The 25,794-nt window shown below is 68.8% G+C and carries 24 protein-coding genes; 8 read left to right on the top strand and 16 right to left on the bottom strand.

Annotated elements, in window-relative coordinates; all coding sequences use genetic code 11:
• The first annotated feature begins 15 nt into the window (after nucleotides 1-15).
• A complete protein-coding gene (locus ASD30_RS03980) occupies nucleotides 16-912 on the top strand; it encodes an SDR family oxidoreductase (RefSeq protein ID WP_056677180.1) in 897 nt (298 codons plus the stop codon).
• A gap of 49 nt (nucleotides 913-961) precedes the next feature.
• Complete coding sequence (locus ASD30_RS03975; protein ID WP_056677177.1) at nucleotides 962-1,507, top strand: carboxymuconolactone decarboxylase family protein; 546 nt, start codon at nucleotides 962-964, stop codon at nucleotides 1,505-1,507.
• 29 nt (nucleotides 1,508-1,536) lie between these two features.
• On the opposite strand, the gene ASD30_RS03970 is transcribed toward ASD30_RS03975, so the two are convergent.
• The 9 genes from ASD30_RS03970 to ASD30_RS03930 all read right to left on the bottom strand — a co-directional run bounded on the left by ASD30_RS03970 (nucleotide 1,537) and on the right by ASD30_RS03930 (nucleotide 10,412).
• Nucleotides 1,537-2,643, bottom strand: a complete 1,107-nt coding sequence (locus tag ASD30_RS03970; protein WP_056677174.1) for an MlaD family protein — start codon at nucleotides 2,641-2,643, stop codon at nucleotides 1,537-1,539.
• The gene (locus ASD30_RS03965) at nucleotides 2,640-3,644 is read right to left on the bottom strand and encodes an MCE family protein (protein WP_056677171.1); all 1,005 of its coding nucleotides are present in this window, start codon (nucleotides 3,642-3,644) and stop codon (nucleotides 2,640-2,642) included. Before ASD30_RS03965 ends, ASD30_RS03970 begins: the two co-directional genes overlap by 4 nt.
• On the bottom strand, nucleotides 3,641-4,714 hold the full coding sequence (locus ASD30_RS03960) for an MCE family protein (RefSeq protein ID WP_056677169.1): 1,074 nt from the start codon (nucleotides 4,712-4,714) through the stop codon (nucleotides 3,641-3,643). Before ASD30_RS03960 ends, ASD30_RS03965 begins: the two co-directional genes overlap by 4 nt.
• Entirely contained in the window at nucleotides 4,714-5,691 is a 978-nt protein-coding gene (locus tag ASD30_RS03955) for an MCE family protein (RefSeq protein WP_056677166.1), read from the bottom strand. Before ASD30_RS03955 ends, ASD30_RS03960 begins: the two co-directional genes overlap by 1 nt.
• Nucleotides 5,688-6,695, bottom strand: a complete 1,008-nt coding sequence (locus ASD30_RS03950; RefSeq protein ID WP_056677164.1) for an MlaD family protein — start codon at nucleotides 6,693-6,695, stop codon at nucleotides 5,688-5,690. Before ASD30_RS03950 ends, ASD30_RS03955 begins: the two co-directional genes overlap by 4 nt.
• Nucleotides 6,696-6,707: 12 nt before the next feature.
• Nucleotides 6,708-7,733, bottom strand: coding sequence for an MCE family protein (locus ASD30_RS03945; protein WP_056677162.1), 1,026 nt, complete (start codon nucleotides 7,731-7,733; stop codon nucleotides 6,708-6,710).
• Nucleotides 7,733-8,539 carry an ABC transporter permease gene (locus ASD30_RS03940; RefSeq protein WP_082563535.1) on the bottom strand — a complete coding sequence of 269 codons (807 nt, stop codon included), beginning with the start codon at nucleotides 8,537-8,539 and terminating at the stop codon, nucleotides 7,733-7,735. The genes ASD30_RS03945 and ASD30_RS03940 overlap by 1 nt, the downstream gene beginning before the upstream one ends.
• Nucleotides 8,540-8,549: 10 nt before the next feature.
• A complete protein-coding gene (locus ASD30_RS03935) occupies nucleotides 8,550-9,371 on the bottom strand; it encodes an MlaE family ABC transporter permease (RefSeq protein WP_235532493.1) in 822 nt (273 codons plus the stop codon).
• A gap of 135 nt (nucleotides 9,372-9,506) precedes the next feature.
• Nucleotides 9,507-10,412 carry a DNA-3-methyladenine glycosylase family protein gene (locus tag ASD30_RS03930; protein WP_056677159.1) on the bottom strand — a complete coding sequence of 302 codons (906 nt, stop codon included), beginning with the start codon at nucleotides 10,410-10,412 and terminating at the stop codon, nucleotides 9,507-9,509.
• Nucleotides 10,413-10,525: 113 nt separating this feature from the next.
• On the opposite strand from ASD30_RS03930, the gene ASD30_RS03925 reads away from it, so the two are divergent.
• Complete coding sequence (locus ASD30_RS03925; RefSeq protein ID WP_056677157.1) at nucleotides 10,526-11,221, top strand: TetR/AcrR family transcriptional regulator; 696 nt, start codon at nucleotides 10,526-10,528, stop codon at nucleotides 11,219-11,221.
• A 134-nt stretch (nucleotides 11,222-11,355) separates the two neighbouring features.
• Here the strand turns inward: ASD30_RS03925 and ASD30_RS03920 are convergent, their stop codons facing one another.
• A complete protein-coding gene (locus ASD30_RS03920; RefSeq protein ID WP_056677153.1) occupies nucleotides 11,356-12,639 on the bottom strand; it encodes an acetyl-CoA C-acetyltransferase in 1,284 nt (427 codons plus the stop codon).
• Nucleotides 12,640-12,818: 179 nt separating this feature from the next.
• Here ASD30_RS03920 and ASD30_RS03915 point away from each other — a divergent pair, with 179 nt between their 5' ends.
• Nucleotides 12,819-14,147 carry a 3-oxoacyl-ACP reductase gene (locus ASD30_RS03915; RefSeq protein WP_056677151.1) on the top strand — a complete coding sequence of 443 codons (1,329 nt, stop codon included), beginning with the start codon at nucleotides 12,819-12,821 and terminating at the stop codon, nucleotides 14,145-14,147.
• A 1-nt stretch (nucleotide 14,148) separates the two neighbouring features.
• The gene (locus tag ASD30_RS03910) at nucleotides 14,149-15,030 is read left to right on the top strand and encodes a MaoC family dehydratase (protein WP_056677149.1); all 882 of its coding nucleotides are present in this window, start codon (nucleotides 14,149-14,151) and stop codon (nucleotides 15,028-15,030) included.
• Nucleotides 15,031-15,084: 54 nt separating this feature from the next.
• On the opposite strand, the gene ASD30_RS03905 is transcribed toward ASD30_RS03910, so the two are convergent.
• From ASD30_RS03905 to ASD30_RS03895, 3 genes are all read right to left on the bottom strand, one after another.
• Nucleotides 15,085-16,311: a peptidoglycan DD-metalloendopeptidase family protein gene (locus tag ASD30_RS03905; protein WP_056677145.1), complete on the bottom strand. Its 1,227-nt coding sequence runs from the start codon at nucleotides 16,309-16,311 to the stop codon at nucleotides 15,085-15,087.
• 134 nt (nucleotides 16,312-16,445) lie between these two features.
• Nucleotides 16,446-17,315: an acyl-CoA thioesterase gene (locus tag ASD30_RS03900; RefSeq protein WP_056677143.1), complete on the bottom strand. Its 870-nt coding sequence runs from the start codon at nucleotides 17,313-17,315 to the stop codon at nucleotides 16,446-16,448.
• A gap of 13 nt (nucleotides 17,316-17,328) precedes the next feature.
• Nucleotides 17,329-18,240 carry a PAC2 family protein gene (locus ASD30_RS03895; protein WP_235530046.1) on the bottom strand — a complete coding sequence of 304 codons (912 nt, stop codon included), beginning with the start codon at nucleotides 18,238-18,240 and terminating at the stop codon, nucleotides 17,329-17,331.
• Between the two features lie 222 nt (nucleotides 18,241-18,462).
• Between ASD30_RS03895 and ASD30_RS03890 the strand changes: the two genes are divergently transcribed.
• The 3 genes from ASD30_RS03890 (at nucleotide 18,463) to ASD30_RS03880 (ending at nucleotide 20,925) form a co-directional block, all read left to right on the top strand.
• A complete protein-coding gene (locus ASD30_RS03890; protein WP_056677141.1) occupies nucleotides 18,463-18,990 on the top strand; it encodes a SigE family RNA polymerase sigma factor in 528 nt (175 codons plus the stop codon).
• A complete protein-coding gene (locus tag ASD30_RS03885; protein WP_056677139.1) occupies nucleotides 18,987-20,141 on the top strand; it encodes a hypothetical protein in 1,155 nt (384 codons plus the stop codon). The genes ASD30_RS03890 and ASD30_RS03885 overlap by 4 nt, the downstream gene beginning before the upstream one ends.
• A gap of 88 nt (nucleotides 20,142-20,229) precedes the next feature.
• On the top strand, nucleotides 20,230-20,925 hold the full coding sequence (locus tag ASD30_RS03880) for a L,D-transpeptidase family protein (protein WP_056677136.1): 696 nt from the start codon (nucleotides 20,230-20,232) through the stop codon (nucleotides 20,923-20,925).
• 77 nt (nucleotides 20,926-21,002) lie between these two features.
• On the opposite strand, the gene ASD30_RS03875 is transcribed toward ASD30_RS03880, so the two are convergent.
• The 3 genes from ASD30_RS03875 to dxs are packed head-to-tail and all read right to left on the bottom strand — an operon-like array spanning nucleotide 21,003 to nucleotide 25,716.
• Entirely contained in the window at nucleotides 21,003-22,505 is a 1,503-nt protein-coding gene (locus ASD30_RS03875; RefSeq protein ID WP_056677134.1) for an amino acid permease, read from the bottom strand.
• 54 nt (nucleotides 22,506-22,559) lie between these two features.
• Complete coding sequence (locus tag ASD30_RS03870; RefSeq protein WP_056677132.1) at nucleotides 22,560-23,831, bottom strand: hypothetical protein; 1,272 nt, start codon at nucleotides 23,829-23,831, stop codon at nucleotides 22,560-22,562.
• On the bottom strand, nucleotides 23,812-25,716 hold the full coding sequence (dxs, locus tag ASD30_RS03865; RefSeq protein ID WP_056677131.1) for a 1-deoxy-D-xylulose-5-phosphate synthase: 1,905 nt from the start codon (nucleotides 25,714-25,716) through the stop codon (nucleotides 23,812-23,814). Before dxs ends, ASD30_RS03870 begins: the two co-directional genes overlap by 20 nt.
• Nucleotides 25,717-25,794: the final 78 nt, after the last annotated feature.

Below are 25,794 nucleotides of genomic sequence, written 5' to 3'. Positions count from 1 at the left end.
ACGACCAGGAGACACATGTTCCGCAACCCTTTCAGACCGCCCTTCACGGACCTGTCCGGCCGGAAGGTCTTCATCACCGGGGCGGCGAGCGGGATCGGTCGTTCCTGCGCCGTCCTCGCAGCCGCCGAGGGCGCCTCGGTGTTCCTCACCGATCGCAACGCCGAGTTGCTCGAGGCAACGGCCGCGGAGATCCGGGCCGGCGGAGGTTCGGTCCCGTTCGTCGAGGCGGCCGACATCAGCGACTACCCGGCGGTCAAGGCGCTGGCAGCCCGCTTGACCGAGGAGCACGGCGCGATGGACGTCGTGATGAACGTCGCGGGCATCTCGTCGTGGGGCACCGTCCAGTCCCTCGAGCACGAGCAGTGGCGCAAGCTGGTCGACATCAACCTGATGGGGCCCATCCACGTCATCGAGTCGCTCGTCCCTCCGATGATCGAGGCCGGGAGGCCGGGCCACCTGGTCAACGTCTCCTCCGCCGCCGGCATCATCGGCATGCCCTGGCACGCGGCGTACTCGGCCAGCAAGTTCGGCCTCCGCGGCGTGTCCGAGGTGCTCCGCTTCGACCTGCGCCGGCACCGCATCGGGGTCAGCCTGGTCTGCCCCGGCGGGGTGGCGACGCCGTTGACCCAGACCGTCGAGATCGCCGGGGTCGACCATTCCTCCCCCGCCTTCGAGAAGCTGCACTCCCGGTTCCGCAAGCGCGCCGCCACACCCGACCAGGCCGCGGCGGCGATCCTCGACGGCGTACGCCGCAACAAGTACTGGGTCTACACCTCGAACGACATCCGGCTGATCCACGCGCTGCAGCGACACTGCTCCCCGGCGTACGTCGTCGCGATGCGGGTGATGAACCACGGCGCCAACCGGGCCCTGCCCGCAGTGGGTCGGGCCCGCCGTTCGGACGCCACATGAGCACCCCAGACAAATCCTCGCTGCGCTGCGGCAAGCCCAGGGACCCCGCGTGAGCCCCACACCTCGCCTCGGCCCGGGCGGCGTGCGCGAGGTCGGACCCGCCATCTGGGCGTTCTCGCGGCTGGCCGGCCGGGTCTCGGGCACCGAACCGCCGGCGGTGTTCCTCACCCTGGGCCGCAACCGGCGGCTCTTCTGGGGCTGGCTGCACTTCGCCGGGCGCCTGATGCCCGGCGGACGCCTGGCCCGCCGCGAGACCGAGCTGGTGATCCTGCGCGTGGCCGCGACCGCGCACTCCGACTACGAGTGGGCGCAGCACGAGGGCCTGGGCCGCAAGGCCGGTCTCACCACGCCGGAGATCGAGGGCCTGGCCGGACGCGCGGAGCACGACTGGTCCGCGCGCGACACGATGCTGCTCGACGCGACCGACGAGCTGCTGCGCGACGCCGACCTGTCGGACGCCACCTGGCACCGGGTGCGCGAGCACCTCGACGAGCGCACGTCGGTCGAGCTGCTCATGCTGGTCGGCCACTACCGGATGCTGGCCACCACCCTGCAGGCCCTGCGCGTGCAACCCGACCGCCGCCGCACCCGCTGACCTGTCGCCAGTTCGCGTCGTAGGAGAGGTCAGCGGGTCAACGGTGCGGGCGCGTGGTTGGCGCCACGCCACGGAGCAGACCCGGTGCAGTGCCCGTTCAGGTAGAGGTCGCGCCCACCGGTGCCCTCCGTGGGACTGCCACGATCGGTGCCGTAGTTGCAGTAGGGCTGCGTCTTCTGGAGGCTCGCCGTCACGTTCATGTAGCCGTTGTACATGACACTGGCGAAGCGCCCGAGGCCGTACGGCGTCATCGACAGCGTCGCCTGCAGATGGGGTCCACGCAGGGCGAGGAACTTGGTCAGCGGGTTGACGTTCTTCAACAGGCCGGGCAGGCGGTGGTCGACGCCGTCGATCAGCACCATCACGTCGGCCAGGTCGCCCGGCATCCGCGACAGGATCGCGCGCACGTCGGGGTTCCACTGCACGAACCAGGTGCCGACCGTGGCCGCCGAGGCCGCCCAGTCGACCAGGAGCTGCCGGTTGTCGGCGAAGATCTTCAGCGTCGTGCGCCCCTGGGTCAGCACGCGTTCGGCGGTGGGCCACGTCGTGTCGACCGTGTCGAGCAGGGTCTCGGTGTTCGCGAGCAGCTTCCGCAGGTCGTCACCACTGCCTGCGAAGGCGGTGTTGACCTCTCGGAGCACGGTGCGGACCTTGTCGGGGTCGACCTGGCGCATCGCGGCCTGCAGTCCGCTGACCATCTTCGCCAGCGACACCGGAAGGTCATCGGCGGTCGCGGAGACCCGGTCGCCGTCGGCGAGGTAGGGACCGCCGGTCCTGTTCGGCCGGAAGTCGATGTACTGCTCCCCCACGGGTGAGAGCGAACGCACCTTGGCCACGACGTCTGCGGGGATCTCGACACCGGACTTGAGGTCGACGGTGACCTTCACCCCGGAGCCGTCGAGCTCGATCTTCTTGACCTCGCCGACCTCGACTCCGCGGTAGCTCGCGGAGGATCCCTCGAACAGGCCGCCGGTGCGCGGCATGGTGACCGTGATCTCTGCCTTCTGCTTGCCGATCGGCGCCTGGAGGATCCACGCGAACAGGAGCACGAGGCAGGCCACGAGCACGCCGGCCAGCACGGCGGCACCGAAGATCAGCTTGCCGAGGGACGCCTTGGCAGCAGCCTTGTTCTTCACGGGGTGGCCTCCTGCGTCGTGGCCGTGCGGGCACCCGGGAGAGGCATGCCGAAGCCGGTGCTGAGCCGCAGCTCGAGGGAGAGGTTGAGGTACTCGGTCGGCACGGCCCGGTCGATCAGGGCGGCGAGGTTGGTGGCCTTGACCAGCATCGACTTCGCCTGCGCCTTGTTGTCCTGCAGGGTGTCGAGAATGGGGCCGAGCTCGGCCGCGGAGACACTGATGTCGCCCTTGGTGGCGGTGACCAGGCCGTCGACGTTCTTGCTCATCCCCTCGAGCTCCTGGAGCAGCGCGGTGATCTTGCCGCTGTTGCGGCGGACCACCTTCGCCACCGGTCCGGCCAGCTTGATCGCCCGGTTGATCTGGTCCTCTCGCGCGTTCAGCAGCTTCGACGTACGGGCCAGGGCATTGAGGAACAGGTCGATGTCGGCCTTGCTGTCGTTGAGCGTGCCGACCAGCGACTCGGTGTTGTTGATGAAGTCGCGCACGGTGCCGGTGCGGCCGTCGAGCGCGGTGTTGACCTCGTTGATGATCGTCTTGATCTGACTCAGGCTGCCGCCGTTGATCAGGAGCGACGCGGCGGCCAGGCCGTCCTCGACGGTCGGCGCCGAGCGGGTCTGGTCGATGCCGACCTTGGCCCCGTCGGTGAGCAGCGTTCGGCTCTTGCCCCGGATCACCTCGACGAAGAGCTCACCGAGGGCGGTGGTCGGGCGCAAGCGGAAGGTGGTGTCGCGGGGCAGCTTGGTCTTGCCATCCATGTTCAGCGTGACCCGGGCCTGGAAGTCGGCCGTGGCGACCTCCTCGACCCGTCCCACGGTGGCACCGTCGATCTTGACCGCAGCACCGTTGGCAAGGTTGAGCGCATCGGGGAACGACACCGTGACATCGTAGGGATCCTCGACGCCGGTGCCGACGGGGATGTTCTCCGCGTTCAGTGCGGAGCACCCGGTGCTGACCAGCAGCGTGGCGACCAGCAGTCCGAGGATTCGCAGCAGGCCGGTCATGGCTTCCTCCCCCCGCCGAGCAGGATGTCGATCACGGAACCCAGGTCCTGGGCACCGGACAGGGCCTCGCACAGCGGACCCGGGATCAGGCCACAGAGTGCGTGCACGACCTCGGTGCCCGGGAGCAGCAGCTCGACGGGAAGCCGGATGTCGAGCCGCTTCTGGTCGTTGATCGCGCGGCCGAGGTTCTCCATCGCCACCGGCATGACCTCGAGCAGCTCGCTGAGGGAGCCCTTGTGCTTGAGGATGCGCTGCGAGAGGTCCTCGATGTTCAGCACCGCCGTGCGCATGTCGCCCTTGTGGTGCTTGACGAAGACGGCGAGCAGGCTGATCGTCTCGCTGAGGCTGTCGACCGCGGTCTGCAGGTTGATCCGCTCGTCGCGGACGAGGTTGGTGCCGGCCGAGACGTTGTTGATGAAGCGGCGGGCCACCTTGTCGTTCTTGGCGATCGCCGCCGTGAGGGTGTCGAGGTTGCCCAAAGTGGTGGCGAAGGCGTCGCTGTGCTCGGCGAAGGCCCCGGTGCCGTTGACCAGGTTGGTGATCGTGCGGCGGATCTGCTTGCCGTTGCCGTCGAGGGTGTTGGCCGTCTTGTCGAGCAGCCGCTTGAGCGGCTTGGCGTTCTTGCCCTTGCCGTTCAGGCCCTCCGCCAGGACGTCGATGGAGTCGAGCAGCTCGTCCCACTCGACGGGGGTGCGGGTCTGCTCCTGGTCGATGGTGGCGCCGGTCTTCATCACCGGTCCGGACTTGTACGCCGGGGTGAGCTCGACGTACCGGTCGGTGGCCATCGACCTTGAAACGATGACGGCGCCCGCGTCGGCCGGGATCTTGACGTCGGGGTCGAGCTCGAGGGTGACGTCGACCCGGTCACCGTGGGGCTCGATCTTGGTGACCTCTCCGACCGGGACGCCGAGGACGCCCACGTCGTTGCCGACGAAGAGCCCCGCGCTGTTGGTGAGCTGGACCGTGATCGTGGTCTTGTCCTTGCCGAAAGGTCCACAGCCGGTGAGCCCCACCGTGAGGGCGAGCAGCATGGCCAGCAGCCGCAGGGAGCGTCCGAGAGATGCCTGCATCAGTTGCACTTCCCTTCGATGCGGCACCGGATGGTGTCCGGCGTGGCACCGGGCATGTACTGGTCGAGCCAGGACCCCGAGCCGGTGCTGTTGGCGAAGTAGCGCGCCGTCGGTCCCAGCAGGTCGGCGACCTGGCCCAGCTTCTCGTGGTTCCTGGTGAGCAGCTGGATGGTGTTGTTCAGGTTGTCGAGCATCGGCCCGATCTCGTCGCGGTTCTCCTTCATCAGGCTGCTCAGCTGCGTGCCGATCGCCCGGAGGTCGACGAGCAGGTTGTGGATCGCCTGCCGCCTGGAGACCAGCTCGGTCAGCAGCACGTTGGCCTGCTTCATCAGCACCGTGATGTCGTCACTGCTGTTGGCCAGCTGCTCGCTGAACGTGCTCGTCGACTCGAGCAGCGTGCCGAGGTCGTCGGAGCGGTTGGCGAACATCTCGGAGAGGTCGGAGATGCCGCGCAGCGCAGGCAGGAACTCCTCGCTCGACTGGTCCATCGTCCTGGCCACCGTGTTGAGCGCCGTCCGGATGGTGTCGACGTCCAGCTTCTGGGAGAGGTCGCCGGTCTGGTTGATGACGTCCTGGAGGTTGAACGGCACGTGGGTCTGGGACAGCGGGATGTGCTCGTGGGAGAGCTCGCCCTTGCCGGACGGTGACAGCAGCAGGAAGTGGGTGCCGAGCAGGGTGGCCACCTTCACCTCGGCGGTGGTCGCCTTTCCGAGCTCGATGTCCTTGTCGACGGTGAACTCGATCTGGACGTGTTGCCCGTCGAGCTCGATCTTGCGGATCTCACCGACGCCGACTCCGGCCACCTGGACCTCTTCACCGACGCGCAGGCCGGCGGTGTGCTCGAGCTCGGCGGTGTAGGTGTTCGCGCCGAACGGGAAGATCGTGGTCGCCATGATCAGGGCGGCGAGGATCGCCAGGACCCCCGCGCCCATCAGGCCGATCCTGCGGTAGCTCTCGGGTGTCTTCGCGAAGTTCATCGGCAGGCCTCCGAGAACGGGCCGTTCTGGCCACCGATCCAGGTCGTGTTCTCACCCAGCAGCTTGATGCCGAACTTGCAGTTGTAGACCTGCAGGTTGGCGCCGTAGGACTGCGAGCGCACGAAGGCGCCGACCAGCTGGGGCAGGGCGTCGAAGGCGTTCTCGATGACCGGCGTGCCCCTCGTGATGGTGGCGCCCAGGCGCCGAAGTGAACGGATGTCGGCCTCGATCGTCGGCCGCAGGTCGTTGACCAGGTCGGTCGTCGAGTCGAGGTTGGTGCCGATGTTGTCGAGGGCCCCGAAGAAGTTGCCACTGCCCTTGTTGAGCTCGGTCACCAGCTTGCGCAGCTCGACCAGGGCGGTGTCGAACTGGTCGGAGTTCGCGGCCAGGTTGTCGACCACCGGCGTGAGGTTCTCCACGACCTCGCCGAAGACCTGGTCCTTGTCGGCCAGGAACGAGGTGAGCTCGCCGGTCTCGGCCATGAGCGACTCGACGCTGCCGGACTCCCCCTGCAACACCGAGACGATGTTGGAGGCCAGGGTGTTCAGGTCCTTGGGCGAGAGCACGTTGAAGAGCGGTTCGAAGCCGTTGAGCAGCGCGGTGAGGTCGAAGCCGGGACGGGTGCGGTTGAGCCCGATCTCGTCGCCGTCCTTCAAGGGCGTGCCGGGCTGTGCACCGGGTGTCAGGGCGAGGTACTTCTGCCCGAGCAGGTTCTGGTAGCGCATGACCACGCGCGTGGTGTCGCTGACCTTCTGGCTGTCCTGCACGGTGAACTCGACCTTGGCGAGCGTGTTGTCCTTGACCGTCACGTTCTCGACGCGGCCGACCTTGACCCCGGAGATGCGTACGTCGTCACCGGCCCGCAGCCCGCTGACGTTCGTGAACGCGGCGTAGAGGGTCTTGGAGTCGCCGTTGACCTTGTTCGTCATCGTGTTGTAGAGCCCGACGAACAGCAGGATCGACACGAGGCCGAAGAGGCCGAACTTGATGGCAATCGTCTTCATCGCGGGCCCTCCTCAGCAGCCCCGGCCACGGAGGCCGGCGTAGGTCGGGCAGTCACCGGGGCCGTAGCCGTCCTCGGGAGCGAGGCGGAGGTTGGCGTCGATGCGCATGAACGGGCCGTAGGAGAAGGCCTTGCCACCGTTGTCGGCCAGGGCGATCACCGCCGCGAAGAGCGCCGGGATGTCGCCGCGCCCGAGGTAGAGGGCGTGGAGGGTACGGCGGAGGTACGGCAGGCCGGTCTGCAACGCTTCCCGGTTGTTGGTCACAACGTGGTCGACGGTCGTGCTGACGTCGGTCAGTCCGGCAAGCACTGACTGGAACTCCTTCTCCATGTCGACCAGGGTCTGACCGGCGGCCATCACGCCGTCGAGCGCCGTGAAGAGGTTCGGTGTGATGCGCGAGAACGTCGACATCACCACGGTGGCCAACCGGATGTCCTGGCGGATCAGCGGCATGTAGGGCTCGATACGTGACACGGCACGGTTCGCGGTCTCGATCATGGTGCCGATGTTGTCGCCCTTGCCGTCGAGCGTGGAGGCGAAGGTCTCGAGCATGGTGGCCAGCTCGGCCGGGCCGAGGGCGTCGACGAGTGCCTGGGTCTCCTCGAGGAGGTCGCCCAGCTCGATCGTCTCGGCCGAGGCGTCCTGCTTCAGCGCGGCGTTGGCGGTGACGACACCCCTGGGTGCGGTGGGCCGCAGCAGCTCGACGTACGCCGCACCGAAGATGCTGACGGGGAGCACCCGGACGGTGGCGTTGCCCGGCACCTTCTTGGCCTGCTCGGGGTCGAACTGCATGCTGACCTCGACACCCCTGGGTGCGGGCTCGATCGCATCGACCTTGCCGACCACGATGCCGTCGAGCTTGACCTCGGCGCCGATCTCGAGGGCGCCGCCGGCGGTGTCGAGCTGGGCAGTGGCCGGCACGGTCTCGTCGAACTTGCCGAATGCGTTGGCCAGGAGCAGGCCCACCGCGACGGCGAGTACGACGAGGAAGATACCGCCGCGCAGGGCCTGGGTACGCACGGATGCCGGGGCGCTCATCAGCCCGCCACCCTGAAGCCGGGATCAGATCCCCAGAACACCAGCGTCAAGAGCATGTCGACCAGCACCACGACGACGATGCTGCAGCGGATGGCCCGACCGGTCGCCTCACCGACACCCTGTGGTCCCGCGCTGGCCCGGAAGCCGAACCAGCAGTGGATCAGCGCGACCAGGGTGGCGAAGATGACGATCTTGACGATGGAGAGGAAGACGTCACGTCCGTCGATGAACGAGAAGAAGTAGTGCTCGTAGGTGCCGCGCGACTGGTTGAAGATCAGGACGACGGAGGCCTCCGAGGCGGCGTACGCACCGAGCAGGCCGATCAGGTAGAGCGGCAGGATCGCGAACATGCAGGCCAGCACCCGGGTGGTGACCAGGTAGCGCATCGGCTCCACGGCCATGACCTCGAGGGCGTCGATCTCCTCGGAGATGCGCATCGAACCGATCTGGGCGGTGAAGCGGCAGCCCACCTGGCCCCCGAGGGCGAGGGCGGCTACCAGCGGTGCGAGCTCGCGCGTGTTGACGCCGGCGCTGACGAACCCGGTGAGCGGCGCCAGACCCATGATCTCGAGGCCGTTGAAGCCCTCGATGCCGAGCGAGGTGCCCGCGGAGAGCGACAGCAGGATCATCACGCCGACGGTGCCGCCGCCGACGAGCAGGGCGCCGGAGCCCCAGCTGATGTCGGCGAGCTGGCGGAGCACTTCCTTGTAGTAGCGCTGGAGCGTGAAGCGGGTTCCCCTGAACGTCGTCCAGGTGAACCAGATGAAGTCGCTGAACCGCGCGAGGGCGCTTTGCACTCCGGTCATCGTGCCCGCCTCACGCGATCCTGGCCGGGGCCAACATGACGTAGGCCTGGGTCAGCGCGACGTTGACCACGGCCAGTGAGATGACGCTGATGACGACGGCCTCGTTCACCGCATCGGCCACGCCCTTGGCGCCGCCACTGGCGGTGAGCCCCTTGTGACAGGCCACGATCGTGGCGATGAACCCGAAGATGAGGGCCTTGAAGCTGGCGAGGAAGAGGTCGGTCGGTTGCGCGAAGGAGACGAACGCGGCGATGTAGGTGCCCGAGCTGACCTGACCACCGCCGACGTTGAGGATGTAGCCGGTGATGATCGAGGTCGAGGCGACGATGATGTTGAGGAAGAAGGCGACCACGAGTGCGGCCACGACGCGGGGCGCGACGAGGCGCTGCACCGGGTTGATGCCCATGACCTTGAGCGCGTCGACCTCTTCGCGGATCGTGCGGGCACCGAGGTCGGAGGTGATCGCGGCACCGACCGCGCCGGCGATCATGATCGAGGTGACCAGGGGTGCGCCTTGGCGGAGCACGCCGATGCCGTTGACCGCGCCACTGAACGACTGGGCGCCGATCTGGGCCGCGACGCCGCCGACCTGGATCGAGACGATGATGCCGAACGGGATCGCCACCAGGATGGTCGGCAGCACCGACACCCTGGCCATGAACCAGGCCTGGAGGAGGAACTCCGACCACGAGAACTTCCGGCTGACGATGTCCACGGCGGCGCTGACCGACGCCTCGATGGCGAGCACGATCATCGCTCCGGCGGTCTCGATCCCCTTGCGGATTCGACCACCCAGGTCACTGGCGATTCGTGCCGGCAATGTGCCAGCCACCCAGCCACCCGCCTGCGAAGCCATGGATTCCCGCTCTCTGAAGTCACCGTTGTTGAACCAAACGCGTGGTGCGGCCACGAAGTTACGCCAAGGTGGACACGAGGTCTACTTGAGTCTCACTACTTGACAGCATGGCTATCCAGGTAAATGGGTGCGAGGCGCCATTCGCGGTCCACGTCGCGGTCGACGGATCGCGTCGAGCCCGAGAAGTGCCTGCACACGGTAGCGATGCCCGGGCCAGTTCTGAAGGATCTCGGCGAGCCCCGTGTCGTCGACGGGCTGACCGGTCAGGGCCCAGCCGACGTCCTTGGCCACGTGGTAGTCGCCGAAGCTCACCGCGTCGGGGTCGCCGTGCGCGCGCACCCGGGTCTCCGCACTGGTCCAGACGCCGACCCCCGGCAACGACCGCAGGCGACGGTCGGCCTCGGGATGGTCGACCCCAGTGGTGCGCTCCAGGGAGCCCGCCACACGCGCGGCGCCGACGAGAGTGCGGGACCGGGCACCGTCGATACGCATGGCCAGCCACTCCCACGACGGCACGGTGGTCAGGGTTGCCGCGTCGGGCTGCACCCAGAGGTCGGGGTGCGGGCCGGGCGCACGCTCGCCGTACCGCCGCACGAGTCGCCGGAACCCGAGGAAGGCCTCCTGGCCGGTGACCTTCTGCTCGATGACGGCCGGCACCAACGCCTCGAGCACCAGTCCCGTGCGGCCGATGCGCCAGTGCGGGTGGTTGCGCCACGCTTGCTCCACGACGGGATGGCGTGCCTCGAAGCCGGTCCAGTCGTCGTCGGCGCCGAGCATCGCGGGCAGGCGCTCCAGGAGCCAGCCGGCGCCGGGCCCCCACGCCGTGGCCTCGACCTCACCGGCCGCGGCACGTGTGACGACGCGGAGCGCGCCGACACCTTCCGGCGTACGGATGCCGCGCCAGTGCGAGCCGTCGTCGTCGACGCGGTACGTCGGATCGCCCGGGCCGCGCCGGTTGGCACCGAGGATCTGCCCGACCGGGCACGGCCAGTCGGGCCGCCAGAGACGTTGCTGCACGGGCTCAACGTATCGCGCGGTCCCGACACCGACGGCGTACGCCGACCGACGAAACGAGACATCCGTCAACAGAGTGTGCGACAGGGAGTTACACCTACGTCTAGACTCATCCCATGAGCGACGGAAAGACCAAGCAGGCCGAGCCACGACGTACGGCGGCGGCAACCCGACGGCGCCGTCGCGAGGCGGAGATCCTGGCCGCCACCCGAGCGCTGTTCGACGAGCGCGGCGTCCGCGACGTGCACATCGACGAGATCGCCAAGACCGTCGGCACCAACCGGGCCATCCTCTACCGCCACTTCTCCGGCAAGGAGGAGCTCTTCGCGCTGACCCTGGTCGGCTACCTCGACGAGCTGCGTGACCGGATGCAGGCGGTGATGGACGCCGGCGGCACCCCGCGTGACCGCCTCGTGGCCCTGGTCGAGGCGTTCGTCGACTACGGCATCGAGTACCCCGCGTTCGTCGACTGCGCGCAGGCGCTGATGCGCCGCCCCGGCCCCGAGCTCCTCGACGAGATCAGCGAGTCGGCCCTGTTCCGGCTCGGGCGCGGCATCGCGGCGTGCCTGGCCATGCTCAGCTCGACCCTCGACGAGGGCGTCGCCGAGGGCACCTTCGCGGTCGAGGACACCAGCCTGCTGGCCAACCACATGTACGCGACCGGCTTCGGCGCCCTCCAGCTGGCCCGCGTGGGCATGCTGATCAAGGAACTGGCCCCCGGCATCCCCACCATCGCGCCGATCTCGGTCGTGCAGGTGCGCCAGTACCTCGTCGACACCAGCCTGGCACTGGCCGGCTGCCCCACTCGCTGACCCGTCGCCGGTTCCGGTCGACCTGTCGCCAGTTCGGGTCGGCCCTCCGAACAAACGACGGGTCACCTCGAACAAACGACGGGTCGCCGACCTCCGAGGAGGTCGGCGCCCGTTGCGCGTGACGAGTGGTGCGATCAGGGGCGCTCGAGGATCGCCACGACGCCCTGGCCGCCCGCGGCGCAGATCGAGATCAGGCCGCGACCCGAGCCCTTCTGCGCGAGCAGCTTCGCGAGCACCGGCACGATGCGTCCGCCGGTCGCGGCGAACGGGTGCGCCGCCGCCAGCGAGGAGCCGTTGACGTTGAGCTTGCTGCGGTCGATGGCACCGAGGGGCTTGTCGCGACCGAGGCGCTCCTTGCAGAACACCGGGTCCTCCCAGGCCTTCAGCGTCGAGAGCACCTGGGCCGCGAAGGCCTCGTGGATCTCGTAGTAGTCGAAGTCCTGGAGGGTCAGGCCCTCGCGCTCGAGCATGTCGGAGACGGCGTACGCCGGCGCCATCAGCAGGCCCTCGTCGCCGCCGACGTAGTCGACCGCCGAGGTCTCGTAGGCGGTGATGTAGGCCAGCACGGGGAGGTCGTGCTCCTTGGCCCAGTCCTCCGAGGCCAGGAGCACGGCGGAGGCGCCGTCGCTGAGCGGGGTCGAGTTGCCGGCGGTCATCGTGGCGGCCTCGCCCTTGCCGAACACCGGCTTGAGCTTGGCCAGCTTCTCGACCGTCGAGTCGGGGCGCATGTGGTTGTCGCGCTCGACACCGCGGAACGGGGTGACCAGGTCGTCCATGAAGCCTTCGTCCCAGGCCCGGGCGAGGTTCTGGTGCGAGGCGGCGGCCAGCTCGTCCTGGGCCTCGCGGGTGACGCCCCACTCGAGGGCGGTGATCGCCTGGTGGTCGCCCATCGACAGGCCCGTGCGCGGCTCGATGTTGGCCGGCGGCAGGATGCCGATGTCGCCGGGACGGATCGCGAGCAGCTTCTTGAGCTTGTCCTTGGTGTCGCGCTGCTGGTTGACCTGGATCAGCTTCTTGCGCAGCTTCTCGCTGATCGCGATCGGGGCGTCGGACGTGGTGTCCGAGCCGCCGGCGATGGCGGAGTCGATCTGGCCCAGGGCGATCAGGTTCGCCACGGTGATCACGGCCTGGAGGCCGGTGCCGCAGGCGATCTGCATGTCGACGGCCGGCGTACGGGCGCTGAGCTTGGAGCCGAGCACCACCTCGCGCACGAGGTTGAAGTCGCGCGAGTGCTTGATCACGGCGCCACCGACGACCATGCCGAGCTGCTCGCCCTCGAGGCCGAAGCGCTCGACCAGGCCGTCGACGGCCGCCGTCAGCATCTCCTGGTTGGAGGCCTCGGCGTAGACCGTGTTGGAGCGGGCGAAGGGGATGCGATTGCCACCGATGATGGCCACGCGGCGGGTCTTGGCCTGCATGTGTCTCTCCTGGTTTGGTTCGGGTGCCTTCATCCTTGCCTTTGCCGGCTCCGGAGGGAAAGCATTGAGTCGGAGATCACGAAAAGTGGACTCCGAGTTACACCTCTAGTTACATAGAATGACATCAGGCCCTTCCGCGGGCCGCCCCGACCCCAACGTCGACAAGGACAACACCACCCATGAGCGACCGCTACCAGTCCTTCACCAAGTCCGCCATCGGGAAGCTGCTGGTCAAGAACCTCGGCCTGCCCAACCCGGTCGAGCTCGACCGCTGGACCGAGGGTGCTCCCCTGGTCGACGGCACCGTCGTCGTCGGCGGCGCCGGCCGGCTGGCGCTGACCGAGGCGCTCGACCGCCTCGGCATCTCGAACACCGCGGAGTCGGCCGACGGCCAGAAGTACAAGGGCCTGGTCTTCGACGCCACCGGCCTGAAGTCCTCGGCCGACCTGATCGCACTGCAGCAGTTCTTCACGCCCCTGATGCGCAGCCTCGCGCCGTGCGCCCGCCTGGTCGTCCTCGGCACCGCCCCCGAGCTGGTCGAGGGTGGGGAGAAGGTCGCCCAGCGCGCCCTCGAGGGCTTCACCCGCTCGCTCGGCAAGGAGGCCGGCAAGGGCTCGACCGCCCAGCTGGTCTACGTCGCCCCGGGCGCCGAGAAGGCCATCGACTCCACCCTGGCGTTCCTGCTCTCCCCCAAGTCGGCGTACGTCTCGGGCCAGGTCGTGCGCATCGGCACGCAGGGTGAGAAGAAGGCCGTCGCCATCAGCGACTGGGAGCGCCCGCTGGCCGGCAAGATCGCGATCGTCACCGGCGCCAGCCGCGGCATCGGCGAGCAGATCGCCCGCGTGCTGCACCGCGACGGCGCCACCGTGCTCGGCATCGACGTTCCCCAGGCGGCCAGCGAGCTGCAGGCCGTGATGAAGGAGCTCAACGGCGACAGCCTGACCCTCGACATCACGCACACCGACGCGCCGCAGCGCATCGCGCACTACGTGAAGGAGAACCACGGCGGCGTCGACGTCGTCGTGCACAACGCCGGCATCACCCGCGACAAGAAGCTCGCGAACATGGCCGAGGACCGCTGGTCGTCGGTCATCGCGGTGAACCTGACTGCTCCCGAGCTGATCACCCGCGCCCTGCTCGAGGCCGGCGCGATCAACAAGAACGGCCGCATCATCGGCGTCGCGTCGATCGCCGGCATCGCCGGCAACGTGGGCCAGACCAACTACGCCGCCTCCAAGGCCGGCGTGATCGGCTTCGTGGACTCCCTCGCCGGTGAGCTCAAGGACGGCATCACCATCAACGCGGTGGCTCCGGGCTTCATCATCACCGCGATGACCGCGGCGGTGCCCTTCGCCACCCGCGAGGTGGGCCAGCGGCTCAACGCCATGAGCCAGGGCGGCCTGCCGGTCGACGTGGCCGAGACCATCGCCTGGTACGCCAACCCCGCCTCCACCGCCGTCAACGGCAACGTGGTCCGGGTCTGCGGCCAGATGATGCTCGGTGCCTGACATGGCCACCGAAGTGCGCACGCTCAGCGGCTCAGGCGGCGGCGTGGCCGGCCTGCTCAAGGCGGCGCTGCCGACCCTGCCCGTGGTCAACCAGCTCCCCGGCGTCAAGAAGACCGGGCGCGACCTGCCCGATCTCGCCGTACGCCGCGAGGACGTGCTGATCGAGCGCGACCAGGTCTCGGCGTACGCAGCGGTCTGTGGCTTCCCCACCAAGGACACCGTGCCGGTGCCCTACCTGCACATGGTCGCGTTCCCGCTGCACATGGCGATCATGACCGACCAGGCGTTCCCGTTCCCCGCGATCGGCACCGTGCACCTCGAGAACCGCATCCTCTCCCACCGGCCGGTGGCCATCGGCGAGACCGTGTCGGCGGTGGCGAAGGCCGAGAACCTCCGCACCCACAGCAAGGGCCGGGTCTTCGACATGAACGTCACCGTCGAGGCCGACGGCGAGACCGTGTGGGAGAGCACCTCGACGTACCTCCGCATCGGCAAGGGCGACAAGGAGAACGGCGAGAGGGGCACGGAGTTCGCCCCGGTCACCGGCGGTGCGGCCACCTGGCGGCTCGGCGGCGACCTGGGCCGCCGCTACGCCGCGGTGTCGGGTGACAGCAACCCGATCCACCTCTACCCGCTGACCGCCAAGGCCTTCGGCTTCCCGCGGCACATCGCCCACGGCATGTGGACCAAGGCGCGGGCGATCGCCGCGATCGAGAACAAGCTGCCGTCGGCCGTGCAGATCGAGGTCGGCTTCAAGAAGCCGATCTTCCTGCCCGGCACCGTGACCTTCGGCGCCCGGCCCAACGATCACGGGCTCGACTTCGCGGTCAACAGCGCCAAGTCCGGCGCGCCCCACCTCCTGGGGCGCACCACCGCACTCTGAAGCACGAGGAGAGGGGACGGAACCGCATGGCGGCTCCGTCCCCTCTTGCGTTGCTCAGCGTCGGTTGCCGAACCGCACCGTGGTCAGTGAACGCGCCTTCGCCGTCGTGGCGCTGGTGGCGAAGCGTTGGGTGAAGGTCGCGGTGGTCGGCGTCCAGACGCCCAGGTCCGTGCGACCGTCGCCGTCCCAGTCCCCCGCCACCGGCAGGTCTCCGGGCGAACCGAACCGGATCGTCCCGAGCCAGACCGTGCCCTCCTCGTCGACCTTGCGCAACGTGAACGTGGACGTGGTCTGGTCGTAGACGCCGAGGTCGCTCGCGCCGTCACCGTCCCAGTCGCCGATCACCGGCAGGTCGTTCGCGTCGCCCAGGCGCACACTCCTGGTCACGCCCGTCGCGGAGCGCATGAGGAACGTCGAGGTCGACGGTCGGCGCAGGCCGACCTCCCAGGCTCCGTCGCCGTCCCAGTCGCCGGCGACCGGCTTGTCCGTGGTCGCGCCGTAGACGATCGAGGTGCGCCTGGTGCCGATCTGGAGGCTGAAGGTGCGCGTCGCGGGCGACCACACGCCCGGGTTCGCGACGCCGTTGCCCTCCCAGTCGCCGACCACGGGCTCGTCGGTGGAGGTGCCGAGTCGCTTGACCAGCGTGCTTCCGTCGGGCCTGCGGATGCGGTACTCGGCGACGGTGTTGCGGCGGTAGACACTCAGGGCCGCCGTACGCCGGCTCAGCCACTTCGCGGCCACCGGGACGTCGACACAGTTCGCCGAGGTCGGGGAGCTCCCGAACACGAACTTGACGCCGTGCAGGTACGGCGCCACGACGGTGCGCGACGTGCGCTCCTCGAAGTGCAGGTGGGGTCCGGTGGAGTTGCCCGTCGAGCCGACGGTGCCGATCTGCATGCCCTGGTCGACCCGCTGGCCGACCTTCACCGCGACGGTCTGCATGTGCGCGTAGAGCGAGTCCGTGCCGTTGCCGTGGTCGATGACGACATAACGGCCGTAGCCGCTGTTGTCGACCGTGTCGGCGGTCGTGACCACGCCCGGGGCACTCGCCACCACGGGATCCCCGACGTCGTCGACCCGGTTCCAGTCGATGGCCTTGCTGCTGGGGCTGTGGTTGGCACGCGTGGTGCCCTTCCACACCTGACCGCACGGGAAGGGCATCTCGTAGTCGGTGGCGGCCACGGCGGAGGTCGCGCCACCGGGCACCATCACCAGGGCCGCGGCGAACAGGCCACCGACCGCCGTCGTCCTGACAGCCGTCGCCATCCCGGGCAGATGCATTTCGGTGACCTTCCGCGAAGTGAGCGTGGCTGGTCACAGAGATCACAAGAGCAACATCAGGTGTCCCCAGCCACAGGAGCGCTCAAAGATAACCGGCGTACGGCGTGTCTGTCTCGAACTACATCGTTGTAATGCTATTGGGGCTCGCCGCGGTAGCGGATCAGGCCCTCCTGGGCGACCGTCGCCACCAGCTCACCGGACTCGGTGAACACCCGGGCCAGTGCCAGCCCGCGGCCTCCCGAGGCCGACGGCGAGTGCTGGTCGTAGAGCCACCACTCGTCAGCCCGGAACGGCCGGTGGAACCAGATCGTGTGGTCGAGGGAGGCGATCTGCATGCCCGGCGAGCTGACGTACTTGTCGTGCGGGATCAGGGCCGCCCCGATCAGGGTCATGTCGCTGGCGTAGGTGAACGCGGCCCGGTGCACGAGCGGGTCGTCGGAGAGTTCTCCCCCGATGCGGACCCACAGCTGCGCGCGCGCCGGCCGGCTGGCGTCGTCGACGACTCCGCCGACCCTGGTGTTGCCGATGTAGCGCACGTCGATGGCAGCCCACTCGCGCTCCCACTCCTCGCGGTGGCCGACCCCCTGCGTCGTGAACATCTCTGCCAGTCGGCGGCCGTGTTCGGGACCAGGCACGTCGGGCATGGCGTCCTGGTGCTCGAGCCCCTCCTCCTCGACCTGGAAATTGACCGACATGAGGTAGATCGGGCGCCCGTGCTGGCGACCGACCACACGTCGCGTGGCGAACGAACGGCCATCGCGGAGGTTCTCGACGTCATAGACGATCGGAACGGCGGTGTCGCCGGGGCGCAGGAAGTAGGAGTGCAGCGAGTGGGCGCTGAAGCCCTCCGGCACGGTGCGGGCACCGGCGATCAACGCCTGGGCCGCAACCTGGCCGCCGAAGACACGCTGCAGCTCGGTCTCGGGCTGACGCCCGCGGAACAGGTTGACGTCGATGGTCTCGATGTCGAGGAGCTCACTGAGCTCCTCCGCGGATCTGGGCACCGGCGCTCCTGGGTCAGTTGGTGGGTTCGGGGCCCTCGAGGCCCGCGAGGAACTGTTCGAACTGCGCGCCGATCTCGTCTCCGCTCGGGAGCTCTCCGTCCTCGGCCAGCAGGCTCTGCCCGGCCTCCTCGGAACGAGCGAACGCGTCGTACTGCTGCTCCAGGCCGGCCACGATCTCCGCCACCTCGGGGTTCTCCTCGAGGTAGGTCGTGATCTCACTGGCCTTCTCCTCGGCCGCCACCTTGAGCGCGTCAAGGTCGAAGGAGAGGCCCGTCGACTCCTCCACGCCTTCCAGGAGCCGCTGGGCGGCCAACGGGTAGTCGAACTGCGCGAGGTAGTGCGGCACGTGCGCGACGTACCCGGTCATGTCGTGGCCGTGCTCTGCGAGGCGCAGCTCCAGCAGCGCCTGGGCCGAGGCCGGGACCCGGATCTCGCCGAGCCACGGGTTGCGCCGCATCATCAGCTCGGTGCGGTTGGCGTGCTGGGTGATCGCGAGCGGGCGCGAGTGCGGCGCGGCCATCGGCACCGACCCCATCGCGACGACCAGGTCGACGTCGAACCGCTCGACCACCACACGCACCGCCTCGGCGAACCCCTCCCACCGGGTGTCGGGCTCGGGACCGCTGAGCAGCAGGTAGGGCTGGTCGACGGCGTCGCGCATCAGCCGGACCACCAGCCGCGGGGCGTCGTAGTCCTCGTAGTGGTCGCGCACGAACGTGACCGCCGGACGGCGGGCCCGGTAGTCGTGGAACACGTCCACGTCGAACGTCGCCACCACAGGGCCGGACGAGTGGCTGCCCAGGTGGTCGGAGGCGACCACACTTCCGTTGCCGGCGTCGAGGAATCCGTGGAGGGCCAGCAGCATGGGCAGGCGGACGCCGGGTTCGAGATCGGGCACCTCGTCCACAACGTGTACGAAATTCACGGTTTTCCTTCCCACATCAGCGGTCTTCACGGAGCCTAGTGCCGCAACCTCTCATGCGGGTCATGTGTTCCCCGATCCGCACGTGCCCAGTGCCACACGTCACGCCACGAGTCCGGTCGCCGAATCTGACGAGAAGCGTGCCGAACCATTCTCGCGGCCCGCCTCGTCTGTAAGGGTGTGCCGGACACCAGCACCGGGCCGGCACATGACGAAAGGACCCTCGTGAGCAAGCGAGACAAGGCGTTCGCCGAGTTCGCGCAGTCGCGCGGCGCGGCCCTCCACCGGGCGGCCTACCTGATGGTCGGTGACTCCCAGCTGGCCCAGGACCTGGTTCAGGAGGCGCTCACCAAGACGTACGTCGCGTGGCCGCGCCTGCGCGACACGTCGCGTGCCGAGGCGTACACCCGCAAGGCGATCACCACCACGGCGATCACCTGGTTCCGGCGCAAGGGCTGGAACAACGAGAGACCCACCGACGTGTTGCACGACCGGCGCGACGACGGCGACTCCCACGCGATCACCGACCGGTTGGCGATCTGGCAGGAGGTGCAGGCCTTGCCGCCACGGCAACGCGCCGCACTCGTGCTGCGCTACTACGAGGACCTCACCGAGGCACAGACCGCCGAGGCGATGTCGTGTGCGATCGGCACGGTCAAGAGCCAGGTGTCCGCCGGGCTCCGCAAGCTACGGGAACGACTGGGCAACGACATCGAGCTGGTGTCGCCCGAGGAAGCGGTGATGACCCGATGACGGAAGAACTGAAGACCATGATGACCCGACAGGCCGACGAGCTCGAGCCCTTCTCCCCCGACATCGACGCGATCACCGGGGCCGGTCGGCGGCGTCTCCGGAGTCGTCGCTTCGGCGCGGCGGGCGCGGGTGTGGCCGTCGTGCTCGCGGTGGGGCTCGGCGTGCCGCAGCTCCTGGGCGGCGGCTCGCCGGACGACTCGCGGGACACCAACGTCGCGGTCACCGAGTCTGCCCCATCCACGTGGGCGCAGGGCTCGGTGATCCACGTCGGTGACGCCACCGTCGACGTGGGACACCCGGTCCACTCGTTCGTCGTGACCACGGCGGGGTTCGTGAGCACCGACCCGGACGGCAAGGTCTGGTCCACCCGGGACGGCAGGACCGAGCAGGTCGGCGAGGGCACCCCCGAATACGGCCGGCAGCTCGTCGCCGACGGCTCATGGGCCGGCTGGATCGAAAGCCAACCGGGGCAGCCGGCGCGGTTCAGCTTCATGGACCAGGCCGGCGACGAGAAGGTCGAGTACAGCGACGGTGTGACACCTGATTCAGCTGGCGAGGACTCCGGGAGCCAGGCCGAGCTGTTCGCGCTGGACGGCGACGGCGCCTACCTGCGAGACAGCAACGGCCTCGTGCGCCTGGATCTCGGCACGCGGACCCCGGAGACCCTTCTCGCCGACCCGGGGATCAGGGACCGGATCGACGACGTCGAGCAGGGCCTGGTGCTGCACACGTTCGACGCCGAGGCGGAGCGTGGTCCGACCGTTGCCAGCGAAGAGGTGACGGAGCGTGAGCCGGCCCTGGCCGTCGACGGTGGCGACCTCTCCCCCGACAAGCGCTTCGTGATGAGCGAGAACAGCGCGGACAGCTCCGACGACTTCACCCTCATCGAGGTCGGCACGGGCGCCGATCTCACGCCGCCGGCCAAGGGCGACTACGCGTTCTTCACCGGTTATGCCTGGATCGACGACTCCTCCTACATGGCGTTCGGGATCAAGGAGCTGCCGCAGGGCGACGGCACCGGAAAGGCGGCCCCGCCCATGCCGACCGACCTGCTGCGGTGCGACGCCGCCGCCCGCACCTGCGACGTCGTGCAGCCCGGCCTGGACTTCTCGAAGGTCGAGCTGCCGGTCGGCGAGAACATCGGCGACTGATCCACGCAACCTTTTGCCCTGATCGAGCGTCACAAGGGGTGTCCGGACTTCCACCGGGCACCCCTTCGACGTCTCCGGGAGTACGCACATGAAGCAGCTCTTCGCCGTACTGGCACTCGTTGTCCTGGCCGGCTTCGTCGGTCCGACGCCCGCCTCCAGCGGCGCTGCCCTGACCGCCACGGAGCGCGCCCAACGCCAGCTCAACTCGCTCGGCTGCAACGCCGGCCCCGTGGACGGCAACGCCGGCAGCTGGACGAAGTCAGCAGTGGTCCGTTTCCAGTCGCGGCACGGCCTGGCCCAGACCGGCACCCTGAACCCGGCCACCAGGACCCGGCTGTACGCCGACAGTGCCCGACGGTGCGACGTACGACCGGTTCCCGCACGCTCGGGCACGGGGCGCCGCATCGTGATCAGCCAGGCGCAGAACTGGGTCTGGCTGGTCGGTCCGGCCGGCCGCACCATCGCCCAGGGCGGCATGATCGACAACGCGGGTGAGCTGGCCCGCGGCTCCTACGGCACCGGCTCCTACTGCGGGCGCGCGGCCCGCGTCCGGTTGAACCGGAGCGGCTCGGTCTGGCTCGACAACTTCGTCCGGTTCGCGCCGTGTGGCTTCGGCTTCCACCAGATCCCCCGGTCGATGTCGAGCGGCGCGCAGATCCACGCCGACTGGCTGCTCGGCACCAACATGGCGGCCTCGCACGGCTGCATCCGGCTCAGCCGGGCGATGTCGTTCAAGGTCTGGGACTTCACCGCTGCCGGCCGTACACCGGTGCGCGTGGTCTGACCCCTGACGCACGACGCGCCCCGGTCCGCAGGTGTGCGGGCCGGGGCGCGTTCGTGGGTCTCGGACTGGATCCGGTCTCAGAGGTTCTCAGGTGCCGGGACCGGCGCCGTCTCGCCCTTCGCGACACGGCTGTTGCGGGCGCCGTACGCGAAGTAGACGACCAGGCCGATCAGCATCCAGACCCCGAACCGGACCCACGTGCCGCCGGTCAGGTTGAGCATCAGGTAGAGGCAGAGCAGCACGGCCAGGGTGGCCACGACAGTCACGGCCGGCGTGCGGAAGGCACGCGGCAGGTCGGGCCGCTGGCGACGGAGCACGACGACACCGATGCTGACCAGGATGAACGCGAACAGTGTGCCGATGCTGACCAGGTGGCCCAGCGTCTCGAAGGAGACGAAGCCGGACATGCCGGCCACCAGGACGCCGGTGATCATCGTGACGCGGTACGGCGTGCCGTAGGTCGGGTGCACCTTGGCCAGTCCCTGGGGCAGCAGCCCGTCGCGGGCCATCGCGAACGCGACCCGGGTCTGGCCCAGCATCAGGATCAGCACGACGACGGTGAGGCCGATGCAGGCACCGATCGCGATCAGGTCGCCCATCCACGACATGTCGACCGCGTCGAAGGCGGTCGCGAGGGGTGCGGCGTCCTTCGGGTCGATCTCGGTGTAGGGCTGCATGCCGGTGATCACCAGGCTGACCGCGATGTAGAGACCGGTCACGATGGCGAGCGAGCCGAGGATGCCGATCGGCACGTCGCGCTGCGGGTTCTTGGTCTCCTCCGCGGTGGTGGCCACGACGTCGAAGCCGATGAAGGCGAAGAACACGATCGAGGCACCGGCGATCATGCCGGCCACCCCGAAGACGGCTGGCTCGAGGTTGAACACGCTGGTCACCAGCGGCAGGTCCATGAAGCCGCCCTTGCTGTCACCGGGGTCCTGGGACGCCGGGATGAACGGCGTGTAGTTCGAGACCTTGATGAAGCCGATGCCGACGATGATCACCGCGGCCACCACGACCAGCTTGATCGCCACAACCACCTGGTTGATCCGGCTGGACAGCTTGATGCCCATGATCAGCACCCAGGCCACCAGCAGCGAGATGACCACGGCGGGCAGGTTGACCACGCCGGCGTCGGCGCTGGCGATCTGCTCCGGGATCGCGAACGGGGTGTCGGACAGGACGTTCTGGAGGTAGCCCGAGAAGCCGACCGCCAGCGCGGAGGCCCCGACCGTGAACTCCAGCACGAGGTCCCAGCCGATGATCCAGGCGACCAGCTCCCCCAGCGTGGCGTAGGAGAACGTGTAGGCGCTGCCGGCGACCGGCACGGTCGAGGCGAACTCGGCGTAGCAGAGCGCGGCGAGCGCGCAGGCGACACCTGCGATCAGGAACGAGAGCGCGATCGCCGGGCCGGCGTTCGAGGCGGCCACCTGCCCCGTGTAGACGAAGATGCCCGCGCCGATGATGACGCCGACACCGAAAACCACGAGGTCAAGGGCACCGAGATTCTTCTTGAGCCGGTGCTCGGGTTCGTCTGTTTCGGCGATCGACTGCTCGACGGACTTGGTACGGAAGACGTTCATGCGGACAAACTATGCGGTGACGGGCGTCACGTCGATTTTGACAGCCGCAGCGGGTCAGCCGAACGTGCTGACGATCTTCTGGCCGGCTCCCCTGGCCAACTCGTGGGAGTCGATGCCGAGCACGGAGCGGAGCACGGCGTCCTGGCCGGCCTCGGCGGTGCCGTTGCCGTGGCGCATCGCGTCGAAGAGTCGCCACAGCGCCTCCTCGCCGTACGTCGCCGCGATGTACTCGCAGGCGTACCACGCGATTCCGTAGTTGGCCCCGGACTCAGCACCGTTGAAGGTGGCGTCGGTGGGCAGGGCTTCCAGGCCGCGGCCAGCCGCGTCGACTGCCTCACGCGAGATCATCCGGTCATAGGTGGCGATCGGTTGCACCGAGACGTATTCGGCGATCCCCTCGGAGAGCCAGGTCGGCACCGAGTCGTCGCGTCGCCCGATGGCCACGTGCGTCAGCTCGTGCCGGATCAGCCGGTCACGGGTGGCGTCGTTGCGGTAGATCATGCGCGGATGCAGCATGAACCGCGTGCCGGCCAGCTTGCGCGATCCCGGGCCGGCGCGCACGGGGAAGGCGACACCGTCGAGACGGTCCGGATCGCCGCCGGGCAGGTTGTCGAGCTCGCGGAGCACGTCGATGTCGGAGAGGGCGTAGACCACGACCTTGCCGGACCACTTCAACGGGACCTCCTGGTCGACCACCGCGATGCCGTCCTCGACCGAGTCCATGATCTGGTAGGCCGCGTCGACGCTGTCCGGGTCGAAGATCCCGAGCACGTGGGGTGTCGACTCCACTTCGATCCGGCCGAGGTCCCAGGGCGCCGGGTCGACGTTGTTCTGCTTCTCCCAGGCACGATCGCGGACGGCGGTGAGCACGAGGCGCCCGTCGTCGGTGTGCCGGAACGAGTAGTGCGCCGGTGTCTCGACCGGCACCGCGTCGAACCCCTCGAGCTCGATGCTCAGGGCGACGGTTGCCCGGAGCCTGCCCCCGGACGCGTTCGTGACGCCGCCGGCCGGCAGCGCGTAGGCGAAGCGCTCGAGCGGCAGCTCCCGCAGGTTGTCGAAGTAGCGGGACTGCGTGCGCTGGAACGCCTTGCGCCCCGGGTCGACGTCGGCCAGGAACGCCGAACGGTCGCCGGCGTCGACTGCGGCAGCGCGACGGTGCAGCAGCTGCTTGATCTGGGTGACCTGGTCGGCGACCTGCTCGGTCGCTCCGCCCGGCTCCGGTTCGTCCCCTCCCGAGGAACATGCGGCCAGTCCCGCGAACAGGACGACCACCGTGATGATCTGCGCGATTCCCTCCCGGAACGCGCTAGAGACTCCGGTCCGCATCGACCAATGCCCTGCCATGAGTGACCGCGGTGATGTCTTCGACGATCCCGAGGGCCAACGCCTGTGGAGTGAGGCCTATGCGTTCGAGGATCGCGGTGCGCTTCGCATGGTCGAGGAACTCCTGCGGGATGCCGCGCAGCCGGAACGGGGTCTCCACACCGGCGTCGTTGAGCGTCTGCAGCAACACCGCACCGCATCCGCCCACCACACCGTTGTCCTCCACGCTGACGACGAGCCGGTGCTCCCGGGCCAGCTCGACGATCGCCGGATCGACCGGCTTGACCCAGCGTGGGTCGACGACGGTGACGCCGATCCCCTGTGCCACAAGGCGATCCGCAACCTCGACGGCCGTCGCGCACATGGAGCCGACGGCGACGATCAAGACGTCCCTGGTGCCGTTGCGGATCAGGATGTCGGCCCCGCCGGCCCTGCCCACGGCGGGGATGTCATCGGGTGGCGGGCCCTTCGGGAACCGCACCACGGTGGGTGCATCGGTGACCTCGATCGCCTCGTTCAGCAGGTCGCGAAGCCTGGCAGCGTCACGCGGTGCGGCCAGGCGCAGGCCGGGCACCACCTGCAGGATCGACATGTCCCACATGCCGTTGTGGCTGGCGCCGTCGTCGCCGGTGACACCGGAGCGGTCGAGCACGAACGTCACGCCGCACTTGTGCAGCGCGACGTCCATCAGCACCTGGTCGAAGGCCCGGTTGAGGAAGGTCGCGTAGAGCGCCACCACCGGGTGCAGGCCGCCCATGGCCAGGCCCGCAGCAGAGGTCGCGGCGTGCTGCTCCGCGATGCCGACGTCGAAGGTGCGCTCGGGGAAGCGGTCGGCGAAGTGGTGCAGCCCGACCGGGTGCATCATCGCCGCCGTGATCGCGACGACCTCCTTGTGGCGCGCGCCGATCTCGACGATCTCGTCGGCGAACACGTCGGTCCAGATGCGGCCCTTGGGGCGCTCCTCGCCGGACTCGATGTCGAAGGGGCCGGGTGAGTGGAACTGGTCGGCCTCGTGCTGCTCCGCCGCGTCGTAGCCGTAGCCCTTGCGGGTCAGGGCATGGACGATGACCGGTCCGCCGAAGCGCTTGGCCTGGCTCAGTGCCTGTTCCATTGCCGTGAGGTCGTGGCCGTCGACCGGGCCGACGTACTTCAGGCCGAGGTCCTCGAAGAGGCCCTGCGGGGCGAGGGCGTCCTTCATCCCCTTCTTGATCGCGTGCAGGGCGTCGTACGCCGCGGGGCCGACGCCGGGGACCGCGGTGAGTCGGCGCTTGACCTGGTCGAGCACGGCCTCGTAGCGGGGGTTGGTGCGCAGCGAGGTCAGCGCGGTGGCCAGCCCGCCGATGGTGGGTGTGTAGGAACGCTCGTTGTCGTTGACCACGATCACCAGACGACTGCTCCTGGCGATCGCGATGTTGTTCAGCGCCTCCCAGGCCATGCCTCCGGTCAGGGCGCCGTCACCGATCACGGCGACCACGTGACGGTTGTCGCCGCGGATCGCGTAGGCCTTGGCCAACCCGTCGGCGTACGAGAGGGCCGTGGAGGCATGGGAGTTCTCGACGATGTCGTGGTCGGACTCGGACTGGCTGGGGTAGCCCGAGAGGCCACCCTCCTGGCGCAGGGTGTCGAACCGCGGGTGACGACCGGTCAGCAGCTTGTGCACGTAGGTCTGGTGCCCGGTGTCGAAGACGATGCGGTCGCGCGGGGACTCGAAGACCCGGTGGATCGCCATGGTCAGCTCGACCACACCGAGGTTGGGGCCGAGGTGGCCCCCGGTGCGGGAGCAGACGCCGACGAGCGTGTCCCGGATCTCCGAGGCCAGCTGCTCGAGCTGTTCGGGAGTGAGGGCACGCAGGTCACTCGGGGTCGTGATCGACTCCAGGTATCCCATGCGGGGGTCCTTACGTCTGTCGGCGATGTGGGCGCGGCACCCGGTTGACCGGGGTGCCCCAACGAGTCTAGTCGTGTG

The sequence above is a fragment of the Nocardioides sp. Root140 genome (genome assembly GCF_001426745.1).
Taxonomy (GTDB): Bacteria; Actinomycetota; Actinomycetes; order Propionibacteriales; family Nocardioidaceae; genus Nocardioides.
This window is presented reverse-complemented; position numbering and strand designations above follow the sequence as displayed.